25 protein-coding genes and 1 pseudogene are annotated in these 24848 nt (G+C 50.1%); 16 read left to right on the forward strand and 10 right to left on the reverse strand.

What is annotated here, in order from left to right:
* Positions 1–251: 251 nt before the first annotated feature.
* Together A1WC_RS13665 and A1WC_RS13660 are read left to right on the forward strand one after the other, a co-directional pair.
* Complete coding sequence (locus tag A1WC_RS13665; protein WP_016160968.1) at positions 252–1715, forward strand: mannitol dehydrogenase family protein; 1464 nt, start codon at positions 252–254, stop codon at positions 1713–1715.
* A gap of 265 nt (positions 1716–1980) precedes the next feature.
* Complete coding sequence (locus tag A1WC_RS13660) at positions 1981–2412, forward strand: universal stress protein (protein ID WP_008805007.1); 432 nt, start codon at positions 1981–1983, stop codon at positions 2410–2412.
* 50 nt (positions 2413–2462) lie between these two features.
* Here the strand turns inward: A1WC_RS13660 and A1WC_RS13655 are convergent, their stop codons facing one another.
* Positions 2463–3149, reverse strand: coding sequence for a GntR family transcriptional regulator (locus A1WC_RS13655; protein ID WP_008805006.1), 687 nt, complete (start codon positions 3147–3149; stop codon positions 2463–2465).
* Positions 3150–3240: 91 nt separating this feature from the next.
* Complete coding sequence (gene ydfG / locus A1WC_RS13650; RefSeq protein ID WP_008805005.1) at positions 3241–3990, reverse strand: bifunctional NADP-dependent 3-hydroxy acid dehydrogenase/3-hydroxypropionate dehydrogenase YdfG; 750 nt, start codon at positions 3988–3990, stop codon at positions 3241–3243.
* Positions 3991–4120: 130 nt separating this feature from the next.
* Between ydfG and dcp the strand changes: the two genes are divergently transcribed.
* From dcp to A1WC_RS13625, 5 genes are all read left to right on the forward strand, one after another.
* Positions 4121–6166: a peptidyl-dipeptidase Dcp gene (gene dcp, locus A1WC_RS13645; protein ID WP_016160969.1), complete on the forward strand. Its 2046-nt coding sequence runs from the start codon at positions 4121–4123 to the stop codon at positions 6164–6166.
* 483 nt (positions 6167–6649) lie between these two features.
* Complete coding sequence (locus tag A1WC_RS13640) at positions 6650–7546, forward strand: SLATT domain-containing protein (protein ID WP_016160970.1); 897 nt, start codon at positions 6650–6652, stop codon at positions 7544–7546.
* 17 nt (positions 7547–7563) lie between these two features.
* Positions 7564–9075 carry an alkaline phosphatase D family protein gene (locus tag A1WC_RS13635; protein WP_016160971.1) on the forward strand — a complete coding sequence of 504 codons (1512 nt, stop codon included), beginning with the start codon at positions 7564–7566 and terminating at the stop codon, positions 9073–9075.
* Between the two features lie 19 nt (positions 9076–9094).
* Positions 9095–10018, forward strand: coding sequence for an alpha/beta hydrolase (locus tag A1WC_RS13630; RefSeq protein ID WP_012968299.1), 924 nt, complete (start codon positions 9095–9097; stop codon positions 10016–10018).
* 480 nt (positions 10019–10498) lie between these two features.
* Positions 10499–12193: a thiamine pyrophosphate-binding protein gene (locus A1WC_RS13625; RefSeq protein WP_016160972.1), complete on the forward strand. Its 1695-nt coding sequence runs from the start codon at positions 10499–10501 to the stop codon at positions 12191–12193.
* Here the strand turns inward: A1WC_RS13625 and A1WC_RS13620 are convergent.
* From A1WC_RS13620 to A1WC_RS13615, 3 genes are all read right to left on the reverse strand, one after another.
* On the reverse strand, positions 12190–13110 hold the full coding sequence (locus tag A1WC_RS13620) for a LysR family transcriptional regulator (protein WP_016160973.1): 921 nt from the start codon (positions 13108–13110) through the stop codon (positions 12190–12192). The genes A1WC_RS13625 and A1WC_RS13620 overlap by 4 nt on opposite strands.
* A gap of 67 nt (positions 13111–13177) precedes the next feature.
* Positions 13178–13810: a histidine phosphatase family protein gene (locus tag A1WC_RS0125130; protein WP_032691182.1), complete on the reverse strand. Its 633-nt coding sequence runs from the start codon at positions 13808–13810 to the stop codon at positions 13178–13180.
* 281 nt (positions 13811–14091) lie between these two features.
* Positions 14092–14496 carry a carboxymuconolactone decarboxylase family protein gene (locus A1WC_RS13615; protein WP_008805000.1) on the reverse strand — a complete coding sequence of 135 codons (405 nt, stop codon included), beginning with the start codon at positions 14494–14496 and terminating at the stop codon, positions 14092–14094.
* 101 nt (positions 14497–14597) lie between these two features.
* On the opposite strand from A1WC_RS13615, the gene A1WC_RS13610 reads away from it, so the two are divergent.
* A complete protein-coding gene (locus A1WC_RS13610) occupies positions 14598–15509 on the forward strand; it encodes a LysR family transcriptional regulator (RefSeq protein WP_016160975.1) in 912 nt (303 codons plus the stop codon).
* A 691-nt stretch (positions 15510–16200) separates the two neighbouring features.
* Here A1WC_RS13610 and A1WC_RS27470 read toward each other — a convergent pair.
* Entirely contained in the window at positions 16201–16410 is a 210-nt protein-coding gene (locus A1WC_RS27470; RefSeq protein WP_124038053.1) for a hypothetical protein, read from the reverse strand.
* A gap of 158 nt (positions 16411–16568) precedes the next feature.
* Between A1WC_RS27470 and A1WC_RS13605 the strand changes: the two genes are divergently transcribed.
* The 3 genes from A1WC_RS13605 to A1WC_RS13595 all read left to right on the forward strand — a co-directional run bounded on the left by A1WC_RS13605 (position 16569) and on the right by A1WC_RS13595 (position 18625).
* On the forward strand, positions 16569–17150 hold the full coding sequence (locus A1WC_RS13605) for a cytochrome b/b6 domain-containing protein (protein WP_016160976.1): 582 nt from the start codon (positions 16569–16571) through the stop codon (positions 17148–17150).
* A gap of 53 nt (positions 17151–17203) precedes the next feature.
* On the forward strand, positions 17204–17893 hold the full coding sequence (locus A1WC_RS13600; RefSeq protein ID WP_012541806.1) for a VIT1/CCC1 transporter family protein: 690 nt from the start codon (positions 17204–17206) through the stop codon (positions 17891–17893).
* A 144-nt stretch (positions 17894–18037) separates the two neighbouring features.
* Positions 18038–18625: a LysE family translocator gene (locus A1WC_RS13595; RefSeq protein ID WP_012968292.1), complete on the forward strand. Its 588-nt coding sequence runs from the start codon at positions 18038–18040 to the stop codon at positions 18623–18625.
* Positions 18626–18635: 10 nt separating this feature from the next.
* Here A1WC_RS13595 and A1WC_RS13590 read toward each other — a convergent pair whose 3' ends face one another.
* A complete protein-coding gene (locus A1WC_RS13590) occupies positions 18636–19529 on the reverse strand; it encodes a LysR family transcriptional regulator (protein WP_012968291.1) in 894 nt (297 codons plus the stop codon).
* A gap of 219 nt (positions 19530–19748) precedes the next feature.
* Here A1WC_RS13590 and A1WC_RS13585 point away from each other — a divergent pair, with 219 nt between their 5' ends.
* Together A1WC_RS13585 and A1WC_RS28520 are read left to right on the forward strand one after the other, a co-directional pair.
* The gene (locus tag A1WC_RS13585) at positions 19749–20294 is read left to right on the forward strand and encodes a GNAT family N-acetyltransferase (protein ID WP_016160977.1); all 546 of its coding nucleotides are present in this window, start codon (positions 19749–19751) and stop codon (positions 20292–20294) included.
* 349 nt (positions 20295–20643) lie between these two features.
* Complete coding sequence (locus A1WC_RS28520) at positions 20644–20766, forward strand: small membrane protein (RefSeq protein ID WP_016160978.1); 123 nt, start codon at positions 20644–20646, stop codon at positions 20764–20766.
* Here the strand turns inward: A1WC_RS28520 and A1WC_RS13580 are convergent.
* Entirely contained in the window at positions 20763–21392 is a 630-nt protein-coding gene (locus A1WC_RS13580; RefSeq protein ID WP_012541798.1) for a helix-turn-helix transcriptional regulator, read from the reverse strand. The two genes, A1WC_RS28520 and A1WC_RS13580, sit on opposite strands and share 4 nt — an antisense overlap.
* A gap of 428 nt (positions 21393–21820) precedes the next feature.
* Entirely contained in the window at positions 21821–21916 is a 96-nt protein-coding gene (locus tag A1WC_RS28430) for a YnaM/YnfT family protein (RefSeq protein ID WP_272481883.1), read from the reverse strand.
* Here A1WC_RS28430 and A1WC_RS27925 point away from each other — a divergent pair.
* From A1WC_RS27925 to A1WC_RS13570, 3 genes and pseudogenes are all read left to right on the forward strand, one after another.
* Positions 21876–21968: pseudogene (locus tag A1WC_RS27925) on the forward strand (hypothetical protein); the annotation flags it as partial. The gene A1WC_RS28430 and the pseudogene A1WC_RS27925 overlap by 41 nt on opposite strands.
* Positions 21969–22421: 453 nt before the next feature.
* Positions 22422–22895 carry an Hsp20 family protein gene (locus A1WC_RS13575; protein ID WP_008804992.1) on the forward strand — a complete coding sequence of 158 codons (474 nt, stop codon included), beginning with the start codon at positions 22422–22424 and terminating at the stop codon, positions 22893–22895.
* Positions 22896–23062: 167 nt separating this feature from the next.
* Entirely contained in the window at positions 23063–23575 is a 513-nt protein-coding gene (locus A1WC_RS13570) for a 2-oxo-tetronate isomerase (protein ID WP_012968286.1), read from the forward strand.
* Positions 23576–23595: 20 nt separating this feature from the next.
* On the opposite strand, the gene A1WC_RS13565 is transcribed toward A1WC_RS13570, so the two are convergent.
* Positions 23596–24813 (reverse strand): diguanylate phosphodiesterase, encoded by a 1218-nt coding sequence (locus tag A1WC_RS13565; protein WP_016160979.1) that lies wholly within the window; start codon positions 24811–24813, stop codon positions 23596–23598.
* Positions 24814–24848: the final 35 nt, after the last annotated feature.

The following is a 24848-nucleotide window of genomic DNA, read 5'->3' on the forward strand; positions in this document are numbered from 1 at the left end:
GCAGGGACGCGTGGCCGGTGTGTCATTCGTCGACTTCTTTTATTTCCTCGCGGCGACTGTTTCCCATTCCATCAGCGATGATTTTGTGACGGTTCACTCCCGGCAGCGAACCGATCATATCTTCTTGTATGGTAGTTGACAGAAATCAAAGATGTTATACCAATTGCGTGCGATGGTTGAGACACAAAGGCATTCTCCTCGAGAGTTCTCCCCGAGAATGGTTGATGAGACACATAACAACGAGAGTCATCATGGAAAACACCCTTTTAACCGCCAACGCCATGCTGCCAGGCTACGATCGCAGCGCGCTGATCCCCCGTATCGTGCACCTTGGTTTTGGCGCATTCCACCGCGCCCATCAGGCGGTATATGCCGATATTCTTGCCAGTGAACATGGCAGCGACTGGGGCTATACCGAAGTCAATCTCATCGGCGGCGAGCAGCAGATCGCCGACCTCCGCCAGCAGGATCGGCTGTACACTGTGGCCGAAATGTCCGCCGACGCCTGGACCGCACGCGTGGTTGGGGTGGTGAAGCAGGCGCTGCACGCCCAGGTTGATGGCCTCGAAGCGGTGCTGGCGGCGATGTGTGAGCCTCAGGTAGCCATTGTCTCCCTGACCATTACCGAGAAAGGTTATTGTCATTCGCCGGCCAGCGGCGAGCTGCAGCTCGATCACCCGCTGATCGTCGCCGATCTGCACAACCCGCGCCAGCTAAAATCGGCGCCGGGCGTGGTGGTGGAGGCTCTGGCTCGCCGTCGGGCGGCAGGCTTGCCGGCTTTTACCGTGATGTCCTGCGACAACATGCCGGAAAACGGTCACGTGATGCGCAATGTCGTCTGCGCCTACGCCCGGGCGCTGGACGCGGAGCTGGCGGCCTGGATTGAACAGAACGTCACCTTCCCATCGACCATGGTGGACCGCATTGTCCCGGCCGTTACCGCGGAAACCCTCGATAAAATTGAACAACTGACCGGCGTGCGCGACCCGGCCGGGGTGGCCTGCGAACCTTTCCGGCAGTGGGTGATTGAGGATAACTTTGTTGCCGGACGTCCGCAGTGGGAAAAAGCGGGAGCGGAACTGGTCGCCGATGTGGTGCCTTTTGAAGAGATGAAGCTGAGGATGCTCAACGGTAGCCACTCGTTCCTGGCGTACCTGGGCTATCTGGCCGGTTATCAGCACATCAACGACTGTATGCAGGATGATAACTACCGCCGCGCGGCGCTGGCGCTGATGCTGGACGAACAGGCGCCGACGCTGAAAGTGCAGGGGGTGGATCTACCGCGCTACGCCAGTCTGCTGATTGACCGCTACTGCAATCCGGCGCTGAAGCACCGTACCTGGCAGATAGCCATGGACGGCAGCCAGAAGTTGCCGCAGCGCATGCTGGACTCCGTACGCTGGCATCTGGCGCACCAGCAAGATTTCACGCTGCTGGCGCTCGGTGTGGCGGGCTGGATGCGCTATGTGGGCGGCGTTGACGATGCCGGCCAGCCGATTGAGATTTGCGATCCGCTGTTGCCGGTTATCCAACAGGCGGTGGCGGCCAGCGCCGAGGGTGAAGCTCGGGTGAAAGCGCTGCTGGGTATTGAGGCGATCTTCGGCCTGGCGTTGCCGCAGGAGCCCCGTTTCGTCTCGGCGGTGACCCGCGCCTATCTGGCGCTGCAGCGGCTGGGGGCCAAAGCCACTGTCGCCGCGTGGGCTGCCGAGCAATAATCTGCTTCCGGTGTCGGCCTCGTCGTCGACACCGGCTATTTTGTTATCTCTGCCACCTTCTGCTGATATTTCTTTTTTTGCTGTCGATCGGTTTTAGCGCGCTGAAAAGATGATCGAACGCAATGTCTATACATAACTCTATATTTCCCTGATTTACTAAAGATAATTAGCTGTTATTTTTCCGAATAATGGCTGGTAATTTACTGCCATAATGGCATAGTTAAGTCATTGAAAAAGAACTTTCTCTGGAAAAGGAGTACGGGCCATGTATAAAAAAATTTTATTGCCTGTTGATGTCTTTGAAATGGATTTAAGCGATAAAGCTGTGCGTCACGCGGAATTCCTCGCCACTGCAGAAAACGGTGAGATCACATTGCTCAACGTTCTGCCGAACAGCAGTCGTTCACTCTTACGAGGCTTTACGGCGGATATTCGTAAATTTGAAGCCTATATGAAAGAAGAGTCGGAGAAAAAGATGCGCGAGGTGGCGCGACTGTTCGACATTCCGATGTCGCGGATCCATACCCGGGTGGTCTTTGGTAACGTGCGCGACGAAATTCTGGCTATCAGTAATAACGAAGAGTTCGATGTGATAGTGGTTGGATCCCGCAAACCGGGCATCTCCACCCATCTGCTGGGCTCCAACGCCGAGTCGATTCTGCGCTACGCCAAAACGCCGGTGCTGGTCGTCCGTTAATCCCCTCATGACGACGGCTGCGTCAGCCACGCTGGGCAGCCGTCTGACCATTAATCTTCGCTAAACCAGTCGCGGTTCTCCTGGCGGATCAGTAACACGGACTCGCTGATTTCATGCAGATGGACATTCATTGCCTGCTCTACTGCCTCCGCGTCGCGTTTTTCCAGCGCGGTGAAAATCTCATGGTGCTGACGCAGGAGCATCTCCGGTGAGGTGATATGGTCCAGGCTCATGTAGCGCACGCGGTCGATGGCGGCTTTAATATTTTCCACCGTATCCCACGCCAACTGACAATCGGCAATGATCGACAGCTTCTGGTGAAACTCATCATCAAGCAGGAAAAAGTCGTTTGATTGTTGTCTGTCGACGGCAATACGCTGCTGATGGAGATTCTGCTCCAGCTGATAAACCTGCTCATCGTTAATCATGCCGGCGGCGCGGCGGACCACCGCGCACTCAATCGCCTGGCGGACAAAGCAACCATTGCGCACCTGCGACAAGGAAATTTTATTGACGTAGCTGCCGCGCTGGGGACGTATCTGGATAAGCCCATTTTCCGCCAGCTTGATGAAGGCCTCGCGCACCGGCTGACGCGACACATCGAAACGCACGGAGACTTCTTTCTCGGACAGCGGTGTGCCAGGCGGGATCAGGCAGTGAACGATATCCCGGCGGAGGATGCGATAAATTTGCTGATTGACAGGTTGCGTCGGGTTCAGTTGCGATTCTGCGGCCATTGATGATTACTTTTTAAGGGATTATGCGCACTATTTTACGCGTTTTTTGCGGTTCCGCCCATACCCGGCCCGCAGGCCGGGTGGCTGACGGTTAGCCCTGGCGGTGAACGCTGAGTCCGGCAAAACTCTGGCTCACCGGCATCATCTCCAGGGTGTTGATGTTGACGTGCTTCGGCAGGGTGGCCACCCACCAGACCGCCTCGGTCACATCTTCCGGCGTCAGGGCTTCGGTGTTCTCATAAGTTTTCCCGGCCTTGGCGTCATCACCTTTAAAGCGGACGTTGGAAAACTCGGTGCCACCCACCAGACCCGGCTCGATGTCGGTGACGCGCACGGCGGTGCCGTGCAGGTCGGTGCGTAGATTCAGACTGAACTGACGGACGAAGGCTTTGGTCGCCCCATAGACGTTGCCCCCGGCATAAGGCCAGCTACCTGCCGTGGAGCCGATGTTAATGATATGCCCGCGATTGCGCTCCACCATACCCGGCAGGACCGCGCGGGTCATGTACACCAGCCCTTTATTATTGGTGTCGATCATATCTTCCCAGTCTTCAACGCTGGCGCGGTGCGCCGGCTCCAGACCCAGCGCCAGACCGGCGTTATTCACCAGGACGTCAATCGCCTGCCACTCGGCGGGCAGATCGGCAATCAGCGTCTCAATGGCGGCGCGGTTGCGGACGTCAAGCTGGGCGATATAAAGGTTGTCACCGAGGTCGTCTTTCAGCGTCTTCAGGCGCTCTTCACGACGTCCGGTGGCAATCACTTTATGGCCGTTAGCGACGAAACGGCGAGTAATACTTTCACCAAAACCGGCGGTGGCACCGGTAACCATGATAATCATCTTACTGTTCCTCAACGCTTTTTGTGTTTTCATACCATAGCACGCACAGACGGCGACCGGTAACGGAAATCATTGCGACCCCTTAAGGAGAAGCCTAATCTTACAGGATTAGCCTGTGCAGGAGAGAAAGATGTCTGAACAAAATCCCTTTTTTAGCGTCAGTTTGCTGCCTTACCAGGCACCCCCGTTTGATCTCATCCAGGACTGCCACTATCGCCCGGCGTTTGATGAGGGTGTCCGGCAGCAGCGCGCGGAGATCCGCGCGATAATCGACAACCCGGAGCCGGCGAATTTTGCCAACACGCTTGAGGCCCTTGAACAGAGCGGACAGCTGCTGGCTCGAGTGACGCGGGTCTTTTTCGCCATGGCTGGCGCCCACACCAACCCGTTCATCCAGTCTCTGGATGAAGAATTTTCTGCTGAGCTCGCCGAGCTGGGGAATGACATCTGGCTTAACGAGGCCTTATTTCAGCGAGTGAACAGCGTCTATGAGCAGCGTGACGCGCTGACGTTAGACAGCGAATCTCATCGTCTCCTGACCCTTAACTGGCAACGTTTTGTCCATGCCGGGGCGACGCTGGCGCCGGCGCAGAAGGCGGTGCTACGCACGCTGAACACCGAAGCGGCGACCCTGCAAAGTCAGTTCCAGCAGCGGTTGCTGGGGGCGGCCAAAAACGGTGGACTGGTGGTTGATTACCGACATCAACTGGATGGCCTGGCGGATGAGGAGATAGCGGCGGCCGCCGACGCGGCGCGGGAAAAAGGGCTCAGTGACCGCTGGCTGCTGACGCTGACCAATACCACCCAGCAGCCGCCGCTGCTCTCTTTGCGCGACCGACAGACACGGGAGAATCTCTTTGCCGCCGGCTGGACGCGCAATCAGCAGGGCGATGAGCATGATACACGTCGCCTGGTGCTGCGACTGGCGGCGATCCGCGCGCAGCAGGGGGAACTGCTGGGCGCGGCCGATTACGCCAGCTGGGCGCTGACCGATCAAATGGCAGCCTCTCCGGCGGAGGCATTAACTTTTATGCGCCGGATCGCGCCGGCAGCGCGGGCGCGGGCGGAACGAGAGCTGGCTGACATCCAGCAGGTGATTGACAACGAGGGCGGGACGTTTCACGCCGCAGCATGGGACTGGCTCTATTACAGCGAACAGGTGCGGCGAGCTGCCTTTGCCATTGATGATGCGCAGCTTAAACCCTATTTTGCTCTCGAGCGCGTGCTGCAGGATGGCGTCTTCTGGACGGCCACGCAGCTCTTTGGCCTCCGCTTTGTCGAGCGCTTCGATATCCCCGTCTATCACCCGGATGTTCGGGTCTGGGAGATCTTCGATCACAACGGCGAAGGGATGGCGCTGTTTTACGGTGACTACTACGCACGCGACTCAAAAAGCGGCGGCGCCTGGATGGATGTGTTTGTCGAACAGTCTACCCTGCGGGAGCAGCGACCGGTTATCTACAATGTCTGCAACTACGCCCGGCCGCAGGCAGGGCAGAGCGCGCTGTTGTCGTGGGATGAGGTGATCACTCTGTTCCATGAGTTTGGCCATACCCTGCATGGGCTGTTCGCCAGCCAGCGTTACGCCAGTCTCTCCGGAACCAATACCCCGCGCGATTTTGTCGAATTTCCTTCGCAGATCTTCGAACACTGGGCCAGCCAGCCGCAGGTGTTTGCCCACTACGCGAAGCACTACCAGTCCGGGGAGCCGATGCCGGAGGCGCTACGCGACAATATGTTGCGTGCGGCAACCTTCAATAAAGGGTACGACATGAGCGAGCTGTTGGCTGCTGCGTTGCTCGATATGCGCTGGCATAGCCTGTCGACCTCGGCAATACCGGAGGACGTGGATGGGTTTGAGCGGAAGATAATGCAGGAAGAACACCTGGATCTGGCGGCCGTTCCGCCGCGCTATCGCAGCAGCTATTTCTCCCATATCTTTGGCGGCGGCTATGCGGCAGGCTATTACGCCTATCTGTGGACCCAGATGCTGGCCGACGACGGCTATCAGTGGTTCGTGGAGCAGGGCGGTTTGACCCGTGAGAACGGTCAGCGCTTCCGGGAAGCGATTCTGTCGCGTGGCAATAGCACTGATTTAGCTGAACTTTATCGCCAGTGGCGCGGGCACGATCCACAGATTGAGCCGATGCTGGAAAATCGTGGGTTGAATGCGTAGGGCCATTTCGGGCTGATACGATAACCGGGCGCGATGCCCGGTTTTTTTTCGACTTTTCATTCAGGGTACCTGGCTACTCGCTGTAACGACCGGCAACGCTATGGCGGCGATTTAAGGGGGGAGGACTGAAAAGTGTCTACCCAGAATCTCCCGACCACAATTATCAGGTCTTTTTAATGCTGCCTGAAGTAATTATTCATCATTTTCAACCACGTCCAGCAATAAACGTAGAATTAAAATTTTAATTTCCAGAGAACTTGATATTCTCCGGGAGAGAATTAACACTCTTTATTGTAACTGGGAGTGATTATTTAAAGCTGTCGCAGTGTGCACTTAACTATGAGGTGCTTCGGGGCAATTGCTGCCTATTATTTTGCGTTGACAGAACGTCCTGCTTATTATTTTTTACACCGTCTCATTCTACAGGTTCACATTTTTGTAGGTTGTGCTGTGATCCTTTTCTTTTCTGTAAGGAAAAAGAATATGTCATATGCTGCCTGTGTTAAAAATATCTATCCGCTGGCAAATATCAACGCACTGACACCAGCACAAAAGGTTGAAGAATTATATCGTTATGCAAATGGATACAAAGAAGGACTTTGCCTATGGTATTGGCGAGGTATTACCAGGAAAAGAAGAGCGGCATTTTCATTGCTAATTATAGTGTTCATTCTGGTGATATTAGCCACATTTATACAAACGGTAGTGGTTAATTATTATCAGGGAGATGCAGAAAAACAGTTCTTTTTTAGCCAGCTAGCCTTTGGTTTATTCGCACTATCCATAGTTTTCCTTTTAATTGACAAGGTGTTCGGTTGGACGAGTGGTTGGGTTAGATATATTAAGACAGTGCACGACATTGAAATGAGCCATAGCGATTTCACATCAAAATGGATATCTAACAATTGTTTGAATGAACATGATTTTAACACATGTTACAAAAATGCTCTTCAACTGGTAAAGGAATTTATTCAATCAGTAGATGATTTTCAGAAGCGTGAAACGGATGAATGGTCAATGCAGTTTGGTGATAGTTTGAACCAGCTAGGAGCAATGCTTAAAGCAAACCAGAAAGAGAGCAGTAAAAGTACACCAGTACAAAATGGAAATAACCAGCAAGAAAAATTGGATGGGATGCTATTGTCAGGTGCTGTTAATATTTGCGTTACTAATTCATCATCAACAAAACTAATTAAAGTTTCTATAAAAAAAGGAATAAACACCATCAATGAGAAGGATTTTATTGCAGGTTGCTGGGGCGTAATTGATATTTCACCGGGTATTTATTTGCTTGAGGTTTTTGATGGTTTAAATTTGCTTGTTTCACAAGCGATAAAAATAACTTCGGGGGAAGTGTTAAGGGTCGATTTTTCTATCTAACCACGAGTGGGGGAATTATGAATATCATTCTCGGTCCAGTATTGAGTCTCAGAAAAGTGAATGTTAATTATTTTCATGTTTCTGCACTTATTGTTGTGCCCAAAGATTACAACGAAATTGATTGCTCACTGAGTCATGGTGTGGTTGAGCAGGTTGTGAAAATAGCTAGTGTGCCATTTTGCAATCCTATTTGGGATGTAATAAGGCTGGATTTTAATATCCCATTATTAGATGTGCCGCAAACAATTAACTATAAAATCGAAAATAATAAATGGCAGTTTGGGCTACCCGCGGTAGGGCAAAGCCCGGCTATTGCTTATGTATCATGTAATGGCTTTTCAGATGCTAAAAAGATGAAAGATGTTGGTTATATCACAGATCGTTGGAATGATCTTTACACCACACATCAATCAAGACCCTATCATATTCTTATTATGGGTGGCGATCAGGTATATACTGATGGGTTATGGCAGCAAGTTAAGTCAATTTTTGAGTGGAATGTCAGCTTTGCTCTTGATCGCTGGCATAAGCCCTTCACGAAAATGATGAAAGAAGAACTAGATTTATTTTTATGTAATATTTATTTTAACGCCTGGAGTTCATCCGAAATAACAAATGCCATGTCGGCAATCCCAAGCATTATGATGTGGGACGACCATGATATTTTTGATGGTTGGGGGTCCTATCCAACAAAATTACATAATAGTTACATTTATCAGGGGATATTTGCCTTGGCAGAGCAATATTTCCGCGTGTTCCAACTACAGTTAGCTGCGACGAGTGATGAGAAACACCCATCAGCGATACCTGGATGTACAAACTACAATCTTGGTTTTTCTTCCATTGGAAAAATATCTATTCTGGTGGCAGATTTGCGCAAAGAGCGACAGCCGGAACCGATGCAAATTATGTCGGAGTACAACTGGACATTATTTTATCAGTATCTTAATGCTCTTCCCGAAAATGGTCATGTGTTGCTGCAATCCAGTATTCCTGTGGCCTATCTTAATCTGAACAATCTTGCCAAATTACTCAAAGTTCTACCTGGACGAAATGAACTGGAAGATGATTTACGTGATCACTGGCGGGATGAAGCTCACCGGGGGGAAAGGATTCGCCTGGTGCACAATTTACTTGATTTTTCCCGGGTTCACAAAAGTCGTGTCACCATCCTTTCTGGAGACGTGCATGTTGCTGCAAGTGCCGTCATTGAATCCTCACGCTATCCTAATTCAGGTTTTGCTACGAGAGTAAACCAACTGATCTCTACCGGTGTTGTTCATCCTGCCCCGCCGGCTATCGCTCGTTATATGCTGGAATGTAATGCTGATAAAGTCGACATTATCGACTCAGGTATAACGGCAACTATGTTACCCATCGCATCAGATGGTGGTTACTTAATCGGTGAAAGAAACTGGCTGGCTATTGAACCAGACGATAAGAACCGTTTATGGGCAAACTGGCATGTTGAATTTGCCAAACAATTAACAACCAGGGTCATACATCCTTATGGGGATGAGATAAACTAACTGGTTTCTGGAGGTGTGTATGTTATTTATAACCAATCGTTCTCCGCAAGGATCATTTGTTACAACCCCAGGACGCGATTTTATATTTGATCTGTTAGATAATACGCCTTCAGCCTCGGTATATTATTGCCAGCGGGATAGATTAAACAACAAGGACATCGAGTTGGGAAGCGATAATTTTCTGCAGGCAATAGAGACATCACAAGTTAAATCAATTTTGTTCTATCTGCATGGATTCAGGAACTTGCCCGAGGACGTCTTCACGGCCGCTCAGTTAGTGCAAAATCTCTGTGATACCCTTGCCCCCTTTAAAATCATGGTTATCCCTTTAATCTGGCCCTGTTGTGGCGAGAAAGGAATCATCCAACGTTATTATGATGATCGTGATGCAGCAAACGATAGCGGAAGTTCATTTTCACGTGTTATTCAAAGGATTGTTGACTGGGGAAGAGGGCGTAAAACAGCCTGTAAAAGTATAAATCTGCTGGCGCATTCGATGGGGAATCGGGTGCTATGCGCGACGCTGAATAACTGGTATCAGTCTTCAGTAGAACGGAGGCGTTTATTTGATTTTAGTTTCATGGTTGCACCCGATCTGGAAAGTAACGCACTGGAAACTAATGAACCAGCCGAAGTAATTTGCGAGGTCACTCGTGATGTAATTCTCTATCATGCGAGAGATGATCTTGCTCTTAAAGCAAGCAAAATAGTCAATTTTAACGCATTACCACGATTAGGGAGTTTAGGGCCTGCCTATATGACACGTATTCCTAATAATGTGACGGTAATTAATTGCGGGAGTGTCAATCAACCTGCTGATAGCCTCATTGGTCATAGTTATTTTGAGTCATTAGCGGATGATGCGACCAAGCCCAGTCTTGTGATTCAGCATATTATTAATTGCATGATAAAAGGTGAGATCATTCAGAACCCTTTTTCTTGACAGAAGAAACATATGCTTTCAGCCCAGGCGGGTTGCCTGGGCAGTATCATGATGTCTGGATGACGCAAAAGTGAAACAAAGTGATATTTTCAGCATAGATAGTAATAGCGTCCTCCAATTTTTTATAAGGTAAATATAATCCATTGGTAAATAATTTCAGGCTTCAGCCAGTCTTCATCGTACCTTTTTAAGGTGCTTATTTTTGTTTTTCAGTTCTTTCATACGTCTCATCATCGCTGTATCCATCCCACTAAATATTGCCCGCCATTTATAAAAACAGGTCCTGTGCAAACGGAGCGTGGAGCCAGCGCTTCGACGCAGAACACGTTACATCTCCTGGCGGACAGCGCATGACTTCCCATACCTAAAAGGGTATGGCTGGGCATCAATATAGTATTGGAAAGGGTGTTATGCCTGTTATTAAGATTGAATCACCCGCCAGACAGGGCGAAGGAATACGCAGACAGAGGTGATCAGTCTATGAGTAATGCAATAACTAAAGTCCAGAATGCCAATGCACGCCGCGGCGGTGATGTATTGTTAGAAGTTCTGGAAAGTGAAGGGGTGGAATATGTGTTTGGTAATCCGGGTACCACCGAACTGCCGTTTATGGATGCACTGTTAAGAAAACCGTCAATTCACTACGTGTTAGCTCTGCAGGAAGCGAGTGCAGTCGCCATGGCGGACGGTTATGCGCAGGCAGCAAAAAAACCAGGCTTTCTGAATCTGCATACCGCCGGTGGTTTAGGCCACGGCATGGGAAATCTGTTGAATGCAAAATGCTCACAGACACCTCTGGTGGTGACGGCGGGGCAGCAGGATTCACGCCACACGACAACCGACCCATTATTGTTGGGTGATCTGGTCGGTATGGGTAAAACGTTCGCGAAATGGTCGCAGGAGGTTACCCACGTTGATCAGCTACCGGTATTAGTTCGTCGGGCCTTCCACGATTCTGACGCTGCACCGAAAGGCTCCGTTTTCCTGTCGCTTCCGATGGATGTGATGGAGGCGATGAGTGCTATCGGCATCGGCGCGCCTTCTACTATCGACCGCAATGCAGTTGCGGGTTCGTTACCTTTGCTGGCGAGTAAGCTGGCGGCATTTACTCCGGGTAGCGTCGCACTGATTGCCGGCGACGAAATCTATCAAAGTGAAGCGGCCAATGAGGTTGTTGCTCTTGCTGAGATGCTTGCCGCTGACGTGTACGGTTCAACATGGCCGAACCGGATCCCCTACCCAACAGCACACCCTCTCTGGCGGGGCAATCTGTCCACGAAAGCGACGGAAATTAACCGAGCGTTAAGCCAGTACGATGCTATTTTTGCCCTTGGCGGTAAGTCGCTTATCACTATTCTTTATACCGAAGGTCAGGCAGTGCCGGACCAGTGTAAAGTGTTCCAGTTTTCAGCTGATGCAGGCGACCTGGGACGCACCTACAGTAGTGAACTCTCAGTGGTTGGCGATATTAAATCATCGTTAAAGGTGCTACTACCTGAACTGGAGAAAGCCACGGCAAACCATCGCCGTGATTATCAACGCCGTTTTGAAAAGGCGGTTTATGAGTTTAAATTGAGCAAAGAAAGTCTGCTCGAGCAGGTTCAGGAACAACAATCTGCTACGGTAATTACGCCGCTGGTGGCGGCGTTTGAGGCAGCAAGGGCGATCGGACCAGATGTGGCCATTGTTGACGAGGCGATTGCCACCAGCGGCTCGCTTCGCAAGTCTCTCAACAGTCACCGCGCGGATCAATATGCCTTTTTACGCGGCGGTGGCCTGGGATGGGGGATGCCCGCGGCGGTGGGCTATTCACTCGGTTTGGGAAAAGCGCCTGTGGTGTGTTTTGTGGGAGACGGCGCGGCGATGTACTCCCCTCAGGCTCTCTGGACGGCCGCACACGAAAAACTGCCAGTCACCTTTATTGTCATGAATAACACGGAATATAACGTATTGAAAAACTTCATGCGTTCACAGGCGGATTATACGTCGGCCCAAACAGATCGCTTCATCGCAATGGATTTGGTTAATCCGGCAGTGGATTATCAGGCACTGGGTGCATCGATGGGGCTGGAGACCCGAAAAGTTATCCGTGCCGGCGATATCGGCCCGGCCGTTGAGGCCGCACTGGCGAGTGGCAAGCCTAACGTGATCGAAATCATCATCAGTAAAAGTTAATCGTTAATCCGTCCGGACTGTGCCGCATCCAGTTTATCCCTGATACTGCGGCACAGGTTCACAAAACCCGGTAAAGCCGGATTAGTGTTCTTTGCCGACCACATCAGCATATTCTCCACCATATTCGGATTTTCCAGCTTCCGGTAAACCACACCGCGTAATTGAGCATTCTCCATACTGGCGGGAATAAGCGCGACACCAACACCATGGGCCACAAAATTCATCACAGTCTGCTGCACGGAGGCTTCCAGACCTATTTGCGGACTAAATCCAGCTTTGAGGCACTGATGAAGGATGGAATCATAGAGCATCGGCGCGCTCTCGCGCGGAACCGTGATGAACGGGTCATCACAGAGTGATTCAAGCCTGAAATGCTCGTGTTGAACCTGGGGGTGGTTGGCAGGAAGGGCGGCAATGAGCGGCTCACGCAAGAGCACCAGTGAATGAATCCCCGGCGTGGCCGTCTCGGAGAAGCTGATTGCCGCGTCCAATCTGCCATCCTGTAATGCGGCGTGTAAATCAGAGGGGACCCTCTCCTGAAAATGCAATTCCACGTCGGAACAGGTATTCCTGTGCTGCATCGCAACATGCGGCACAACGCTATAGCTGGCATACATTGTTGCGCCTAATTTCAGAACCCCTTTCTGCCCTGATTCTATTGCCCGTACGTTATTACAGGCCTGCTCCAGCATTGCCAGCATCGCGCGACAGTCCAGCAGAAATTGCTCCCCGGCAAGGGTTAAACTGACCCCTTTTGCGGCCCGGTTAAATAGCTTTGCACCGAGGATAGTTTCCAACTGGGCTATTTGCCGGCTTAAGGGAGGCTGCGAAATATTAAGTTGACTGGCGGCTTTGCCAATGTTTCCGGTTTCAGCAACAGTGCAAAAGTTAATCAACTGATTAAGGGTTGGTTTCATAAGCATTCCTGAAGCGGGTTCATACCTTCCAGGGTATCACTTGTTTGCCGCAGAGGGGCATATGAAATTAAGCGTTCTGGCGTTCGAGTTGAAGCAGGTGTGTGGCAATTCCCCATCTGATTGCCAGGCATTTCCCATCCCGGAAATCGAACACCGAGTAACTTGCATTAGGGTGAGCGTACCGCGAAAAATTATCAATAGTCCCTTCTTTAAGCACCGCCAGCACGCCCTGGCTGACTTGCCCGTGCGTGACAATACAGATGCGCTGATGTTCTGTGGTTTCGTGTAGGTTGTGTATGAAACCTGTTACTCGTCGGGTTGCTTGTGCTAATGACTCTCCCTCTGGCGGGCAATACTCGGCATCATGTGTGAATAACGCATGCGCATCGTGGGGACGTTGTTGCATGAGTTGTGACGTTAACATACCTTCGAACTGGCCAAAGGCCTGTTCTTTGAGGGCCGGCTCAGCTATCAATGGGCAACGAAAATGGTCAGCCAGGCGCTGTCCCATTTGCCAGGCACGACCAAGCGGAGACGTGTAAACGTAGTCTACCCGGTAATCACTCGCTGCAAACGCGGCAAGTAAAGCTGATGTTTGGCGCTCCCCGCGGGGGGTTAACGCACTGTCACTCTGTCCCTGAATTATTCCTTTTATATTCCACTCTGTTTCCGCGTGTCGAACAAGTATCACTTGCATCATTAAATGGCCATGTATGTTGTTGATTTAAATTCTACCGTTTAGACAAATCCCTTTAATAGCGTGGGATTTTTAGCACTGGACGAAGACAGATTCTGCCTCCCCGCTTGACAGTATGTAGTGATGAGATACCGTCTCTGAAATCGAGTTAGCCATCCCATTCCCTTAATCAGTGACGCCTGGTTAGGAATGTGCTGCAGACAATCCAAAAAACGCGCCAGGCAATGACCCGAGCCAGCACGCTTGTCAAATGGGATGGCTAGAATGGCAAACAGCGATTGTCTTCAGGACATTTTCGCTTCGACGTTTAACTCAGCATTTATAATATCGCGTATATTGACGAGTGCATTGCGCACCGCGGCGCCTCCTGCATAAAACAGTAATTGCAGGACAACCTCGATGATTTCTTCTCTGGTTGCCCCTGCATTTAGCGCTGCCTGAGCGTGTGCCCTCAATTGTGGAACCGTATGACCCAGAGTGACGCAGGAAGCAATGACAACCAGCTCCCGCGTTTTAGCATCCAGCCCCGGGCGTGCAAGGATGCCTCCCATAGCCCATTCGATCGAGATATCAGTAAAATCAGGGCACAAATCGGCCATGTCTTTTCGTAGTTCTTCTCCTGCGCCATTTCCATACAGCTCATTAAACAATCTCATTCCTCGCTCACGGAGCTCTGTATTGGTAATCATTTTTAACCCTCCTGCACTAAGTGAAAACAGATTAAAACCCGCTGGTGAAATTTGATAAACAGCGTTATGTTTTTATCTTTAACAAGCCAGGCTTGATAATAGTGAATAAACTGGAAAGTATGGCGGTGTTTGTCCGCGTCGTGGACAGGGGCAGCTTTAGCGCTGTTGCTGAAGAGATGCGAATCAGCGGAACCATGGTTGGGCTGCATATCAAAGCGTTAGAGGAACATCTCGGCGTTCGCTTACTTAATCGCACAACGCGTCGGCAAAGTCTGACCGATTTTGGTCAGGGTTATTATCAGAGTTGCCGCCGGATATTAGCTGATATTGAAGATAGCGAGTCACAGGCATTTGCTCTTCACCAGAAGCCACGTGGAAAACTGAGAGTAGGTTGCCCAGTCTCCTTTGGTGTCCATGCGCTTTCGCCTGTTACTGCTCAGTTTCTTATTGAATGGACTGATATGGCAGTAGACCTGGTGCTGAGCGATAAATCGATGGATATGGCAGATGAAGGTTTAGATGTCATGATTAAGATTGGTGAGCTCCTGCATGTTAATACACTTGTTGCCCGTCCGATAGCGCCATATCGCTCAGTCATGTGTGCATCTCCGGCCTATATAAAACGGGCAGGGGAACCCATAACACCTGAAGAGTTATGCCATCATCGATGTCTTGGGTTTGCCCATCCCATTGCAGCGAATGAATGGACACTTCAGAGGGAAGGCAAACCTGTCAGAGCTCCGGTAAACATCACGATGACCTGTAACAATGGGGAAGCATTGCGAAGGGCAGCATTGAATGGATTGGGAATTATTATGCAACCCGAGATCCTGTTGGCTGAAGATTTGCAACATGGCCGACTGCTGCCTCTGATGTCTGAATTTCAACCATTAGCTAAGCCAGTGCATATATTGACCTTTGCAAACCGTCAACAGTTACCAAAAATCCGTTTATACGTTGATTTTTTATTGAAAAATTTCAGTGCATCACTCTACGCATTGAACCTTGAATAAATAATGAATTGTACGCGGCTACGGCTGACCGAATGCCGCATCGGTGGCAGAGAGGCACCATCTGACGTTGATAATACGTAATAATTCGCCTTTGTTCCTGAACACTCCCGAACGTGCGTCCCTTTTTAATCTTGACTTTGCATAAGATTGCTCGGTATGTTTCTCATCGTAGTGTATTATGCCAGATGAAATAAAGCCGTCTATAGCGTGGGTTATATCGTTAAAATGATATATTCGCGCTAATGATTTTTATCCAGGGAAGCAATGAATAAGGAAGTGCGCGAGTGTCTGATTGGAATATTATTGTGCTGTCTCTATTTTCAGCGACGTACCTGCCTTTGTTCTGGTTCGTAGGCATGCGGATAGCCTCTGAGGACATTCTCAGAAAGAGTAAATTTTACGAAGCGGATCCAAATGTGTTAGTCCCTGGATGGGCGAAGACATGCACGACGGTATTCTGTGTTTTGCACTACTGCCTATTCCTCATACCTTTGACTATGATTGACTGGTTACATGGCTTGGCTGCATTTGGCGCAGGGATTCTGTTGCTTGTGTTTCTCCCTTTATTCAGGAAAAGCTATATGCCTGTTTTTAAAGCACACGCTGTGTGCGTTCACAGGAGGGACCCTTCAACAGGACGATTATTAATTCGTGTGTTGAAGGCTAAGTCTTTTGGTTGAAAATGGTCTGTTTAGCCTTTATTCATATTACGTAAGTCTTCTGGCAAACCAGGTCCTTCTGGTAACCAACCCAGATGAGTCTGGGTAGCTTTGCCTGAAGCACCAGGATCAACATGAGCCAGTGCCAAACGAACCACGATAATGTTTACCCATTGAGGCAGCGTCTTCTTCTGTCGCTCCACGAGGAAATAAGGCGGAGGAGACAGGCGCATCAGTTTCACGAGTAAGTCCATGGATGCTATTAGCTGCTGAGATAGCCGGTATGGTTTGCCTTTTATTCATACATCATTCAGTGCACTTCAACATCAAGGCGTTAAGGTTGCGTTAACAAACAGACGCAATACTGATGTGGCCGATCCCCTTATAAAATGGCCAAATGATGAACGAACAACTTCGCAATGCGCTTCCGCACAAAGACACCCCTTTTTTCCGCATGCTGCATATTATTGTCGCCACCCTGATTCTGCTGCAGATCATTAGCTCTAATCTCACCGAAAGTGAGGCGCTTCGCGACGTAACTCTGACCGGAGTCGTGACATGGTTCCATGTTATCTGTGGATTCGCGCTGATGGTTCTTGGTGTAGTGATGCTGGTATGGATGCTTAAACAACGCGGGTTTCGTTACTATTTTGCCTGGTCGTCCCTTGATTTTCGCGGTGTAGTTGAAGACATTAAAATGCTAATGACATTTCGTCTTCTTGAAGCACATGCCGGTGGCATAGCGGCGATGATCCAGGGGCTTGGCGTACTTGCTTTGTTGGCGGTTGCACTCTGTGGAGGGCTCTGGTTTGTACTGGACACCGCGCCAGGGACGTCAACGGCGCTGGCAGAAGCGGTCCTGCATTTGCATAAATTTCTGACGGTGTTCATTGAAACCTATTTCTGGGCACATGGTGCGATGGGATTGCTGCATATCTTCCTCACCTTTCGCAGTCAAAAGAAACATCCCGTTGTTGGATAAGGTTCTGGTCTCTCGCTAATCCCGATGAGAGTGCGTATTAAAAGGAAAAAGGCATGCATCTTGAACGACACAGCATTGAAAGCGTCGGTTGGTTAAGGGCGGCGGTACTCGGGGCGAATGACGGGATTGTCTCAACCGCCAGCTTGGTGCTCGGCGTGGCGTCTGCAAATACCAGCCCTTCGGGCGTGTTGCTGGCCGGTGTCGCCGGGCTGGTTGCTGGCGCCATGTCGATGGCAACAGGGGAATATGTTTCGGTATCATCCCAGGCGGATACGGAAACCGCCGCGCTTGCCGAGGAAAAAAGTGAGCTGGACGCAGATTATCAGGGAGAGGTACGGGAGCTGACGTCTCTTTATATCCAACGCGGAGTGGAGCCTGCGCTTGCCCGCCAGGTTGCAGAGCAACTGATGGCTAAAGATGCCCTCGAGGCCCATGCCCGCGAAGAGTTGGGATTAACGGATACTCATTCTGCGCGACCTTTGCAGGCGGCCATTTTTTCGGCCGTGAGTTTTTCAGCCGGGGCGGGGTTACCCTTGATCGTTGCAGTGCTATCGCCAGCAAAACTGACTGTTATCGCGATTTTCCTATCCACTCTCTGTTCACTGGCTGCTCTTGGCTATTTCTCTTCCGTGGTGAGTAACGCACCGCCTGTCAGAGCTATCAGCAGAATTACGTTCTGGAGCACGCTGGCCATGCTTTTTTCGATGGGGATTGGGCGCATAGCCGGGCAGGTACTGCTGTAAAATTGCTAAATTATCAAACACACCTTTAGAGAATGAGCTATTTAATCTAACGTCCATATCGGGGTAGTCTTTAAATATAGCGAAATAACTTGTTATATAAATCTCGCTACAACGATATCTTTCATTGGCAACGTGGACGAAAAAATGGTTTTGATGGCTACTATGTTTCTGTATTCTCTGGCTCTGTCGTTTTCGCCCGGGCCAGTCAATATGGTCATTATCTCTTCAGGTGTTATGCATGGCTTTAGAAAAACATTCGCCTTCGTATCCGGTGCGACACTGGGTTTCACCCTGTTGCTTATCTTTGTTAGTTTTGGGTTATACACAGTCATTGCCTCGCACCCATCATTTTTTAAATACCTGAATGTTCTCGGCTCGATTTTTATACTGTATCAGGGCTATAAAATTGCCACATCGCAACCTGATTGGTCATTAAAAAAGGGAAATGCACCCGGATTTGTTCAGGGAGTGTTAATGCAATGGTTCAACCCAAAAGCCTGGGCTGCCTGTACCTCTGGAACTACCTTGTTTTCTGAGCCATCAACCAGTCTGCCCCTAATACTATTCATTATTATTTACTTTTTTATCTGTTATATCTCATTATCAATTTGGGCAATATTCGGTGATAAAATGTCAACATTTCTTCAGGGAAGGGCACAAATGCGTATCTTTAATTTATTGATGGGCGGGTTTTTATGCGTTATCGCATGTTATATGCTTTACCCACAATGATTTTAGCTGTTCAAAGCTTATGTTGTTCCATAGCGTTATAAATGTAATTAATTAGTTTATAGGCGGCGCTGCTGGTTGATATATTGGCGGGCCAAATGGCATAAACTTTTAGCGGCTCTAATGACCAGTCAGGAAGTACTTCATGCATCTCCCCGAGTTTAACATCATTTTCGCAGAGGAAACGGGGAGGTACGGCAAGCCCTATGTTCTGTTTGGCAAGGACATAGGCAGCTTCAATGTTATCAACGCATACCATAGGAGCATATTTAATGACCGCCAGTTCGCCATTTTTATGCCTGAACTCTCGAATGTTCTCTCTCATTGTTAACCCAATCCACGGCAGGGATCCCAACTCAACGGGATGCTTAATGGGGTGGTGCTGCATGAGCAAATCCTTAGACGCCACCAGTTGTCGTGGTAGAACAAATAGATGTCTTGCTTTGAGTGAACTGTCCGGGAGTTCGCCAATACGGAAGGCGACATCAATGCTATCGGCGATGATGTCCTCGCGCAGATCACTATAAGAAATACTCAGGGAAATATCCGGGTTTTCTTTGATAAAATTCGCCAGATGGCGGGTGAATGGACCGTTTAAAAAAACAGCAGGGAGGGAAATGCGCAGCTTGCCGACGGTAGAGATAGAGCGTTGTTTAAATTCAATGACGCCCTTTTCATACAGCTCCAGCATCGATCTGGCGGTCTCCAGCAAACTGATGCCATCCTGGGTTAGAGAAATTTTCCGCGTATTTCTGTACAGCAAGGCGCTATTGAGGTTTTTCTCAAGTCTGGATAAATGTGTGCTTGCTGTTGCGGTCGTCAGGCCTAACGCTGCGGCGCCACCTGAGATAGAACCTCGTTCTACAATTTTGGCAAATACTATCAGGTAGCGGATGTCATCGATCATTTACAGTCCTGTGTTCACTCAGTAATGCTGGGCGTGGAGCCAGCAAAAGCGTTAATCCATCATAGAATTAACATATCCTATTTTCATCATCGGCAGCATAATTTTTCAAATGCTTCTCAACGCTGGCTAACCGGTTCCCCGGTATGGAGATTTGTGCTTCAATGGGCAGGCAGAAATCCTCGAAGCATCATCGGTAATATTCCCCGTCAGGAGGTAAGTTTGCACATTGATACCCATCGTTTGCATCTTCGCCCGGTCATGGCTTCCGATGTCGACGATCTGTACCGAATTTATGGCGATCCCGCGACCAATACCTTCAACCCCGCAGGACCGTACCCGAATATAGACTATGCGGAAGTTGTCCTGCGGCGCTGGCTCGCGCACTGGCAAACGCACGGATTCGGAAACTGGGCAATATCAATGCGCAATACCCCTGAATACATCATTGGCTTTGGTGGCGTCAGTCTACGCAGTTATAACGATGTCACCATTAACAATCTTGGATATCGGTTTTCTACTGAGGCATGGGGAAAAGGCCTGGCCACCGAGTTTGCGATTGGCGCGATGAGATATGGCTTCGAGGTGCTTAAACTTGCGGAGATGTCAGCGGTTGTCCGGGCTAACCATCTGGCTTCGCAGAAAGTTCTTGAGAAAGCCGGGATGAGGTACATTAACGATATTGCTGATGTAAAAGATGCGCCGCCGAGCCTGCTTTATTCATTGACGTTAAACGAGTGGTTAAGCCAGATCAGTGGCTGTACATAACGTTTAGGTTAACCCTGGTGACGGGTAATGACGCGGTCGCCTTGGGCGATCTTTCCGGCAAAACCTGCTGGCATGCCCTCGAAGATACTCTTAGACATCCGCCCCCAATTTTATGCTGGTATTATGGGAGTAACCGCTGCGCGTCACGCCTGCTTTACCCCATACAGCGATGTGCTTTTTATTAGCTAAATGCGCACGTAATAATAAAAATAATTTCTTCAGCTTTATTCATTTTCAGAATTATCGCACAAGGTCTTACCTTAATCTGAAATGGCTGAGGGATAGTTGTTTTTGAAAACTTATACCCCGTATTATTTGATAATCATCTTTATCTCTGAAAAGGTCGTGTATGAGTAATTTTGTGCTATTAGCCCTGGCGGTGGTGTTATTGTTAACATCATTATTTTGTGGTCTGTCATATGTTAAAGACAGAAGGAAGCTTAAGATGCGTTTTAACAAAACCCGGCGTTAATGGGTTGCTATTGAGGATAGCGCAAGAGCGATGGCCGAGAATCGCGCCAGCTCTTGCTTAGTATCAATCTGGAATTTTTTCATGATGTTTATTTTGTGTGAAAAAACCGTCTTATGGCTGATGCCCAGCTCTTGCGCTATCTGTTGATTGTTCATTCCCGTTTTTATCGCATCGATAATATAAAGCTGCGATTTGGTCAATGTTAGTCGCGGGCATTTAAGGCAGCGTCTGCTGTCTTTTTCCGCCCCCCCAGCGACGGGTTTACTTAATGCCGTCAGGCGGTTTGCAATTTGCTTTTTAATGCTGCGGAGATCGGCGTTGATACTGATAAAACAGGCATCACGCAGACAAAGCGGCAAACGGTCAACCCGGGCACAGCTGTCGCTGGGGACAAAAACAAAGACAGGCGTCTGTTGCGGTATCTTCTTGAAGTACGGGTGACACAGGTAATGTTCACCGGTTTCCATTTCCGTAAAAAGCACATCAGTCTGGCTAATGATGTCAGATGAATATTCGTGAAGGGAAAAGGGCGTACAGATATTTTCTTCGATTGCGATCTCGATCAGTAGCTCGCAAATTCCCCGCTTCAGATAAATATTTTCAGTGTTAATTAAAAAATCAGGCATAGTGATGATGAACGCGAAATGGATTAAGGTTGATAAAATTCTTTGAAGCAAATTTGTTTTGCGAATATGGTCTTAGGATATTTCTAATAACAAACAAAAGCAATAAGTCCAAAATTGGACTTATTGCTGTGTGGATGATATAAGATTTTTAAAATCAGTGAGTTACGTATATGAGTCGCATAGAAGTTGTCGGCAATTTGGCACAAACTGCTTAAATTGCTTATATTGCATGCGTTAATTCTGGTCTCAAATATATTAATCAAAGTAATTTATTCACTGTGTGAATTGCTATTTCAAAAATACGTTGTGCAGGCGCGGATCCTCGATGAGATCGCGCCTGAGCGAAGCCAGGAGTTGTCTTTGACAAAAAGGGAGCGAGGTATTGTCCCGCCGCTGCGGAGGGTGAACAGCAACGGCGTACAAAAGAATCAGTTATCGGGGTTGTTGGAAATGCCTTTCCAGACCATCCCCAGGCCGAGCAACATCGACGCGAAGAGGGCAAACAGGGTGGTGGAGATAAAAATACCGGTCATGGTGGTGCCTCAGAAAGTGCGTATGCAGGTTATTAGGCACGGGACGGAGAGAAAGGTTCCTTGCAGGGCTGACTATTTTTCCGTCAGGGTTTGCCGGCTGATGCCAGCAAGGTAATGGCTTGTCAGCGCGCCTCGGGCGGCGGAGCGAGCCGCTGGTGAGGAACGCGCTTATCACTGCAGTCGTAAAGGGCAAAACGGACGGTGGGGATGGTGGCGCGGTCCGGGCGTTGACATCCCTTTGAACAAGTTATATATACATGTCGCTTCTGTTTATTGAATGTTAAACAGCATCAGTTATGGGACTCAGAAGCGCCACTGCCCCCGCCGTCGGGCGGGGGTCACTCTGCCACCCGGCCTGGTTATTTTTTCCTGTGGCGAGTGATAAAAAATTTTATTTTCGCTCTTGAAAAATGCACTGCAGATATTATTTTATATAGCGGACAAGCAATGCTTGCCTTTATGTTGAGCTTTTGAATGGATATTCAGGAGGTTAATTATGGCACTCAAAACCTTGTCAGCACTCCCTGTTTTCGCTGATTCTCTTTTTGCCGATCGTTTCAACCGCATTGACCGTCTTTTCAGCCAGTTAACTGGCGATACGCCGGTGGGCGCCTTGCCGGCCTATGATTTGCAGAAAATAGATGACAGTAATTTCCTGCTCAGCGTCAGCGTGCCCGGCTGGAAAGATGAGGAACTGGAAATAGAGACCGTCGGCGGTAATCTGCATATTACCGGCAAACGTGGAGAAACTGATTCCGGGACCGACGGTAGCCAGCGCTGGATATATAAAGGCATCCGCCGCGCTGATTTCCAGCTGAGTTTCTCGCTTCCTGAACATGCCCAGATTAATCAGGCACAGCTGGATAGTGGGATCTTAAAGGTGACTATCCATCAGGAGATCCCGGAAAGCGAAAAACCGCGCAAAATTGCCATTGAGAGTCACGGCCGGGTGATTGAACACAAGGTCTGATTCGGCGACAGTTCAGACGAGTATTCGCTAAGGCCCGCGCAGCGGGCCTTTATTTTTCCACCCGAACTGACGCGATCGGTCTACTGCCGACGAGAGAAATCGATATGCTATTCTTTTAACTGGCGCGATGCTGCTGTTATTCCTTTGATATTTTGTGAGGGGTCTGAATGACAGACGAGATGAGTTACGATGCAAAACCGACCTCAGCGCTAACGGCGGAAGTGGCTCAGATGCTGGTTGCTCGGGGCTGGCGGCTAACCACGGCAGAGTCCTGCACCGGGGGCAATCTGGCGGCGGCGCTCTGTGCTCAGGCGGATACCGCGGCGTTTTATGATACCGGCGTCGTCACTTTCAGCGATGAAGCCAAACGAAACGTGCTGCAGGTTCGTGCGGAAACCCTGGCGGTACACAGCGCCGTCAGCGAAGCGTGCGTCCAGGAGATGTCGACCGGTATTCTGGCAATGGCTGACGCCGATATCGCCATCGCCATCAGCGGCTACGCGGGACCGGAGGGCGGGGAAGATGGTACCCCCGCCGGCACGGTATGGTTTGCCTGGAATTTTCGCGGCCAGACTGAAACCAAACGGATGTGCTTTGCCGGCGACTGTGAGACCGTGGTGGCGAAAGCGGTACGATATGCCCTGGCGGCACTGAGCGAAAAGCTTGCCCACTGGCAATGACGATGCCCGGGTGCGCGTCCTTACAGGTCCGTTGCCTGGCGCGCTACCGGCCAGCAGATCTCCCCGATGCCGTTAAGGCAGGGTCGGGAAAAGAGAAATCCCTGAAACAGGCGAATGCCTACCGACTGCAGCCAGCACCACTCCTCAATGGTTTCGACGCCCTCGGCGACCACGGTGATGCCGAGATCTTCGCAGCAGCGCACGACCGAGGCGACAATCGCCTGTTTGGTGCCGCTAATATGAATATCGCGCACCAGCTCCGCATCCACTTTGATTTTATCAGGCTGAAAGCGGGTCAGGAGCGACAGACCGGAGTAACCGGCGCCAAAATCGTCGATGGCCAGTTTCATGCCGGCCACGCGCAGCGCTTTGAGTACTTTGCGGAACTGGTCGAAACAGGAGATAACCTCCGTCTCAGTCACCTCGATCAAGACCTGTTCTGGCCTGAGACCTGCCGCCAGCAGGTTGTCCATCAGCCAGCCTACGGCGTCAGGATGGTTATACAGCGAGCCTGGCAGCAGGTTGACCGCCAGTTGCTGTTTGCCGAGCGGAAGGCGGGCGGCGAGAGAGAAGGCAAACGCTTTGCTCTCAAGGTCGAAACGGTAGCGATCTTCCGCTGCAATGGCGGCAAACATTTCCACGGGTGAGCCGCCGGTTGGGCTGCGGATCAGGGCTTCAAAGGAAGAGACCCGCCTTTTGGCCGGCTCGACGATGGCCTGCAGGGCGAACTGGCAGGGCTGATCCGTCAGGTTGCGCGGCGAGGCATTGCCCACTGCGGGAGTCATCGACCAGCGAGAAGGCTGCAGAGACTCGGGCAGGCAATAGCGCCCGCCGTCGGCGATAAAGGCGCTAATCAGTCTGAACATGCGGTCATTGATCGGCTCAGTTTCACCAAAGGTGCTGAAGCGCAGGATCTCTTCTACCGCAGCATCATTCTCATGATAGCGGAGATCCAACATCCGCATACCGACGTCCCGAAAACGGCGATAGGCCGAGTAGTCGCGCATCAGCTCCACCACGTCGCGATGGCGGGGGTCGCATTGTATTGCGCTGAATAACGACTCGAGGATTTCCTCATTTCCTTCCAGCACCTGGAAGAACTGCTGGCCATTAAACAGCAGAATGCCGGTTATCCCGAGGGGCATATTTTTCCCGCTGGCGCGATGAATAAGGGCGTCAAGATCGATCAGTGGCCAGGCAGGATCAACCTGGCTGCGGTAAATCAAGGTGGTTAGCATAGTCATTCCGTTCGCTGTAGCAGAGCCCGATGGCC

Source organism: Klebsiella sp. KTE92 (assembly GCF_000398905.1).
Lineage (GTDB): Bacteria > Pseudomonadota > Gammaproteobacteria > Enterobacterales > Enterobacteriaceae > Klebsiella > Klebsiella variicola.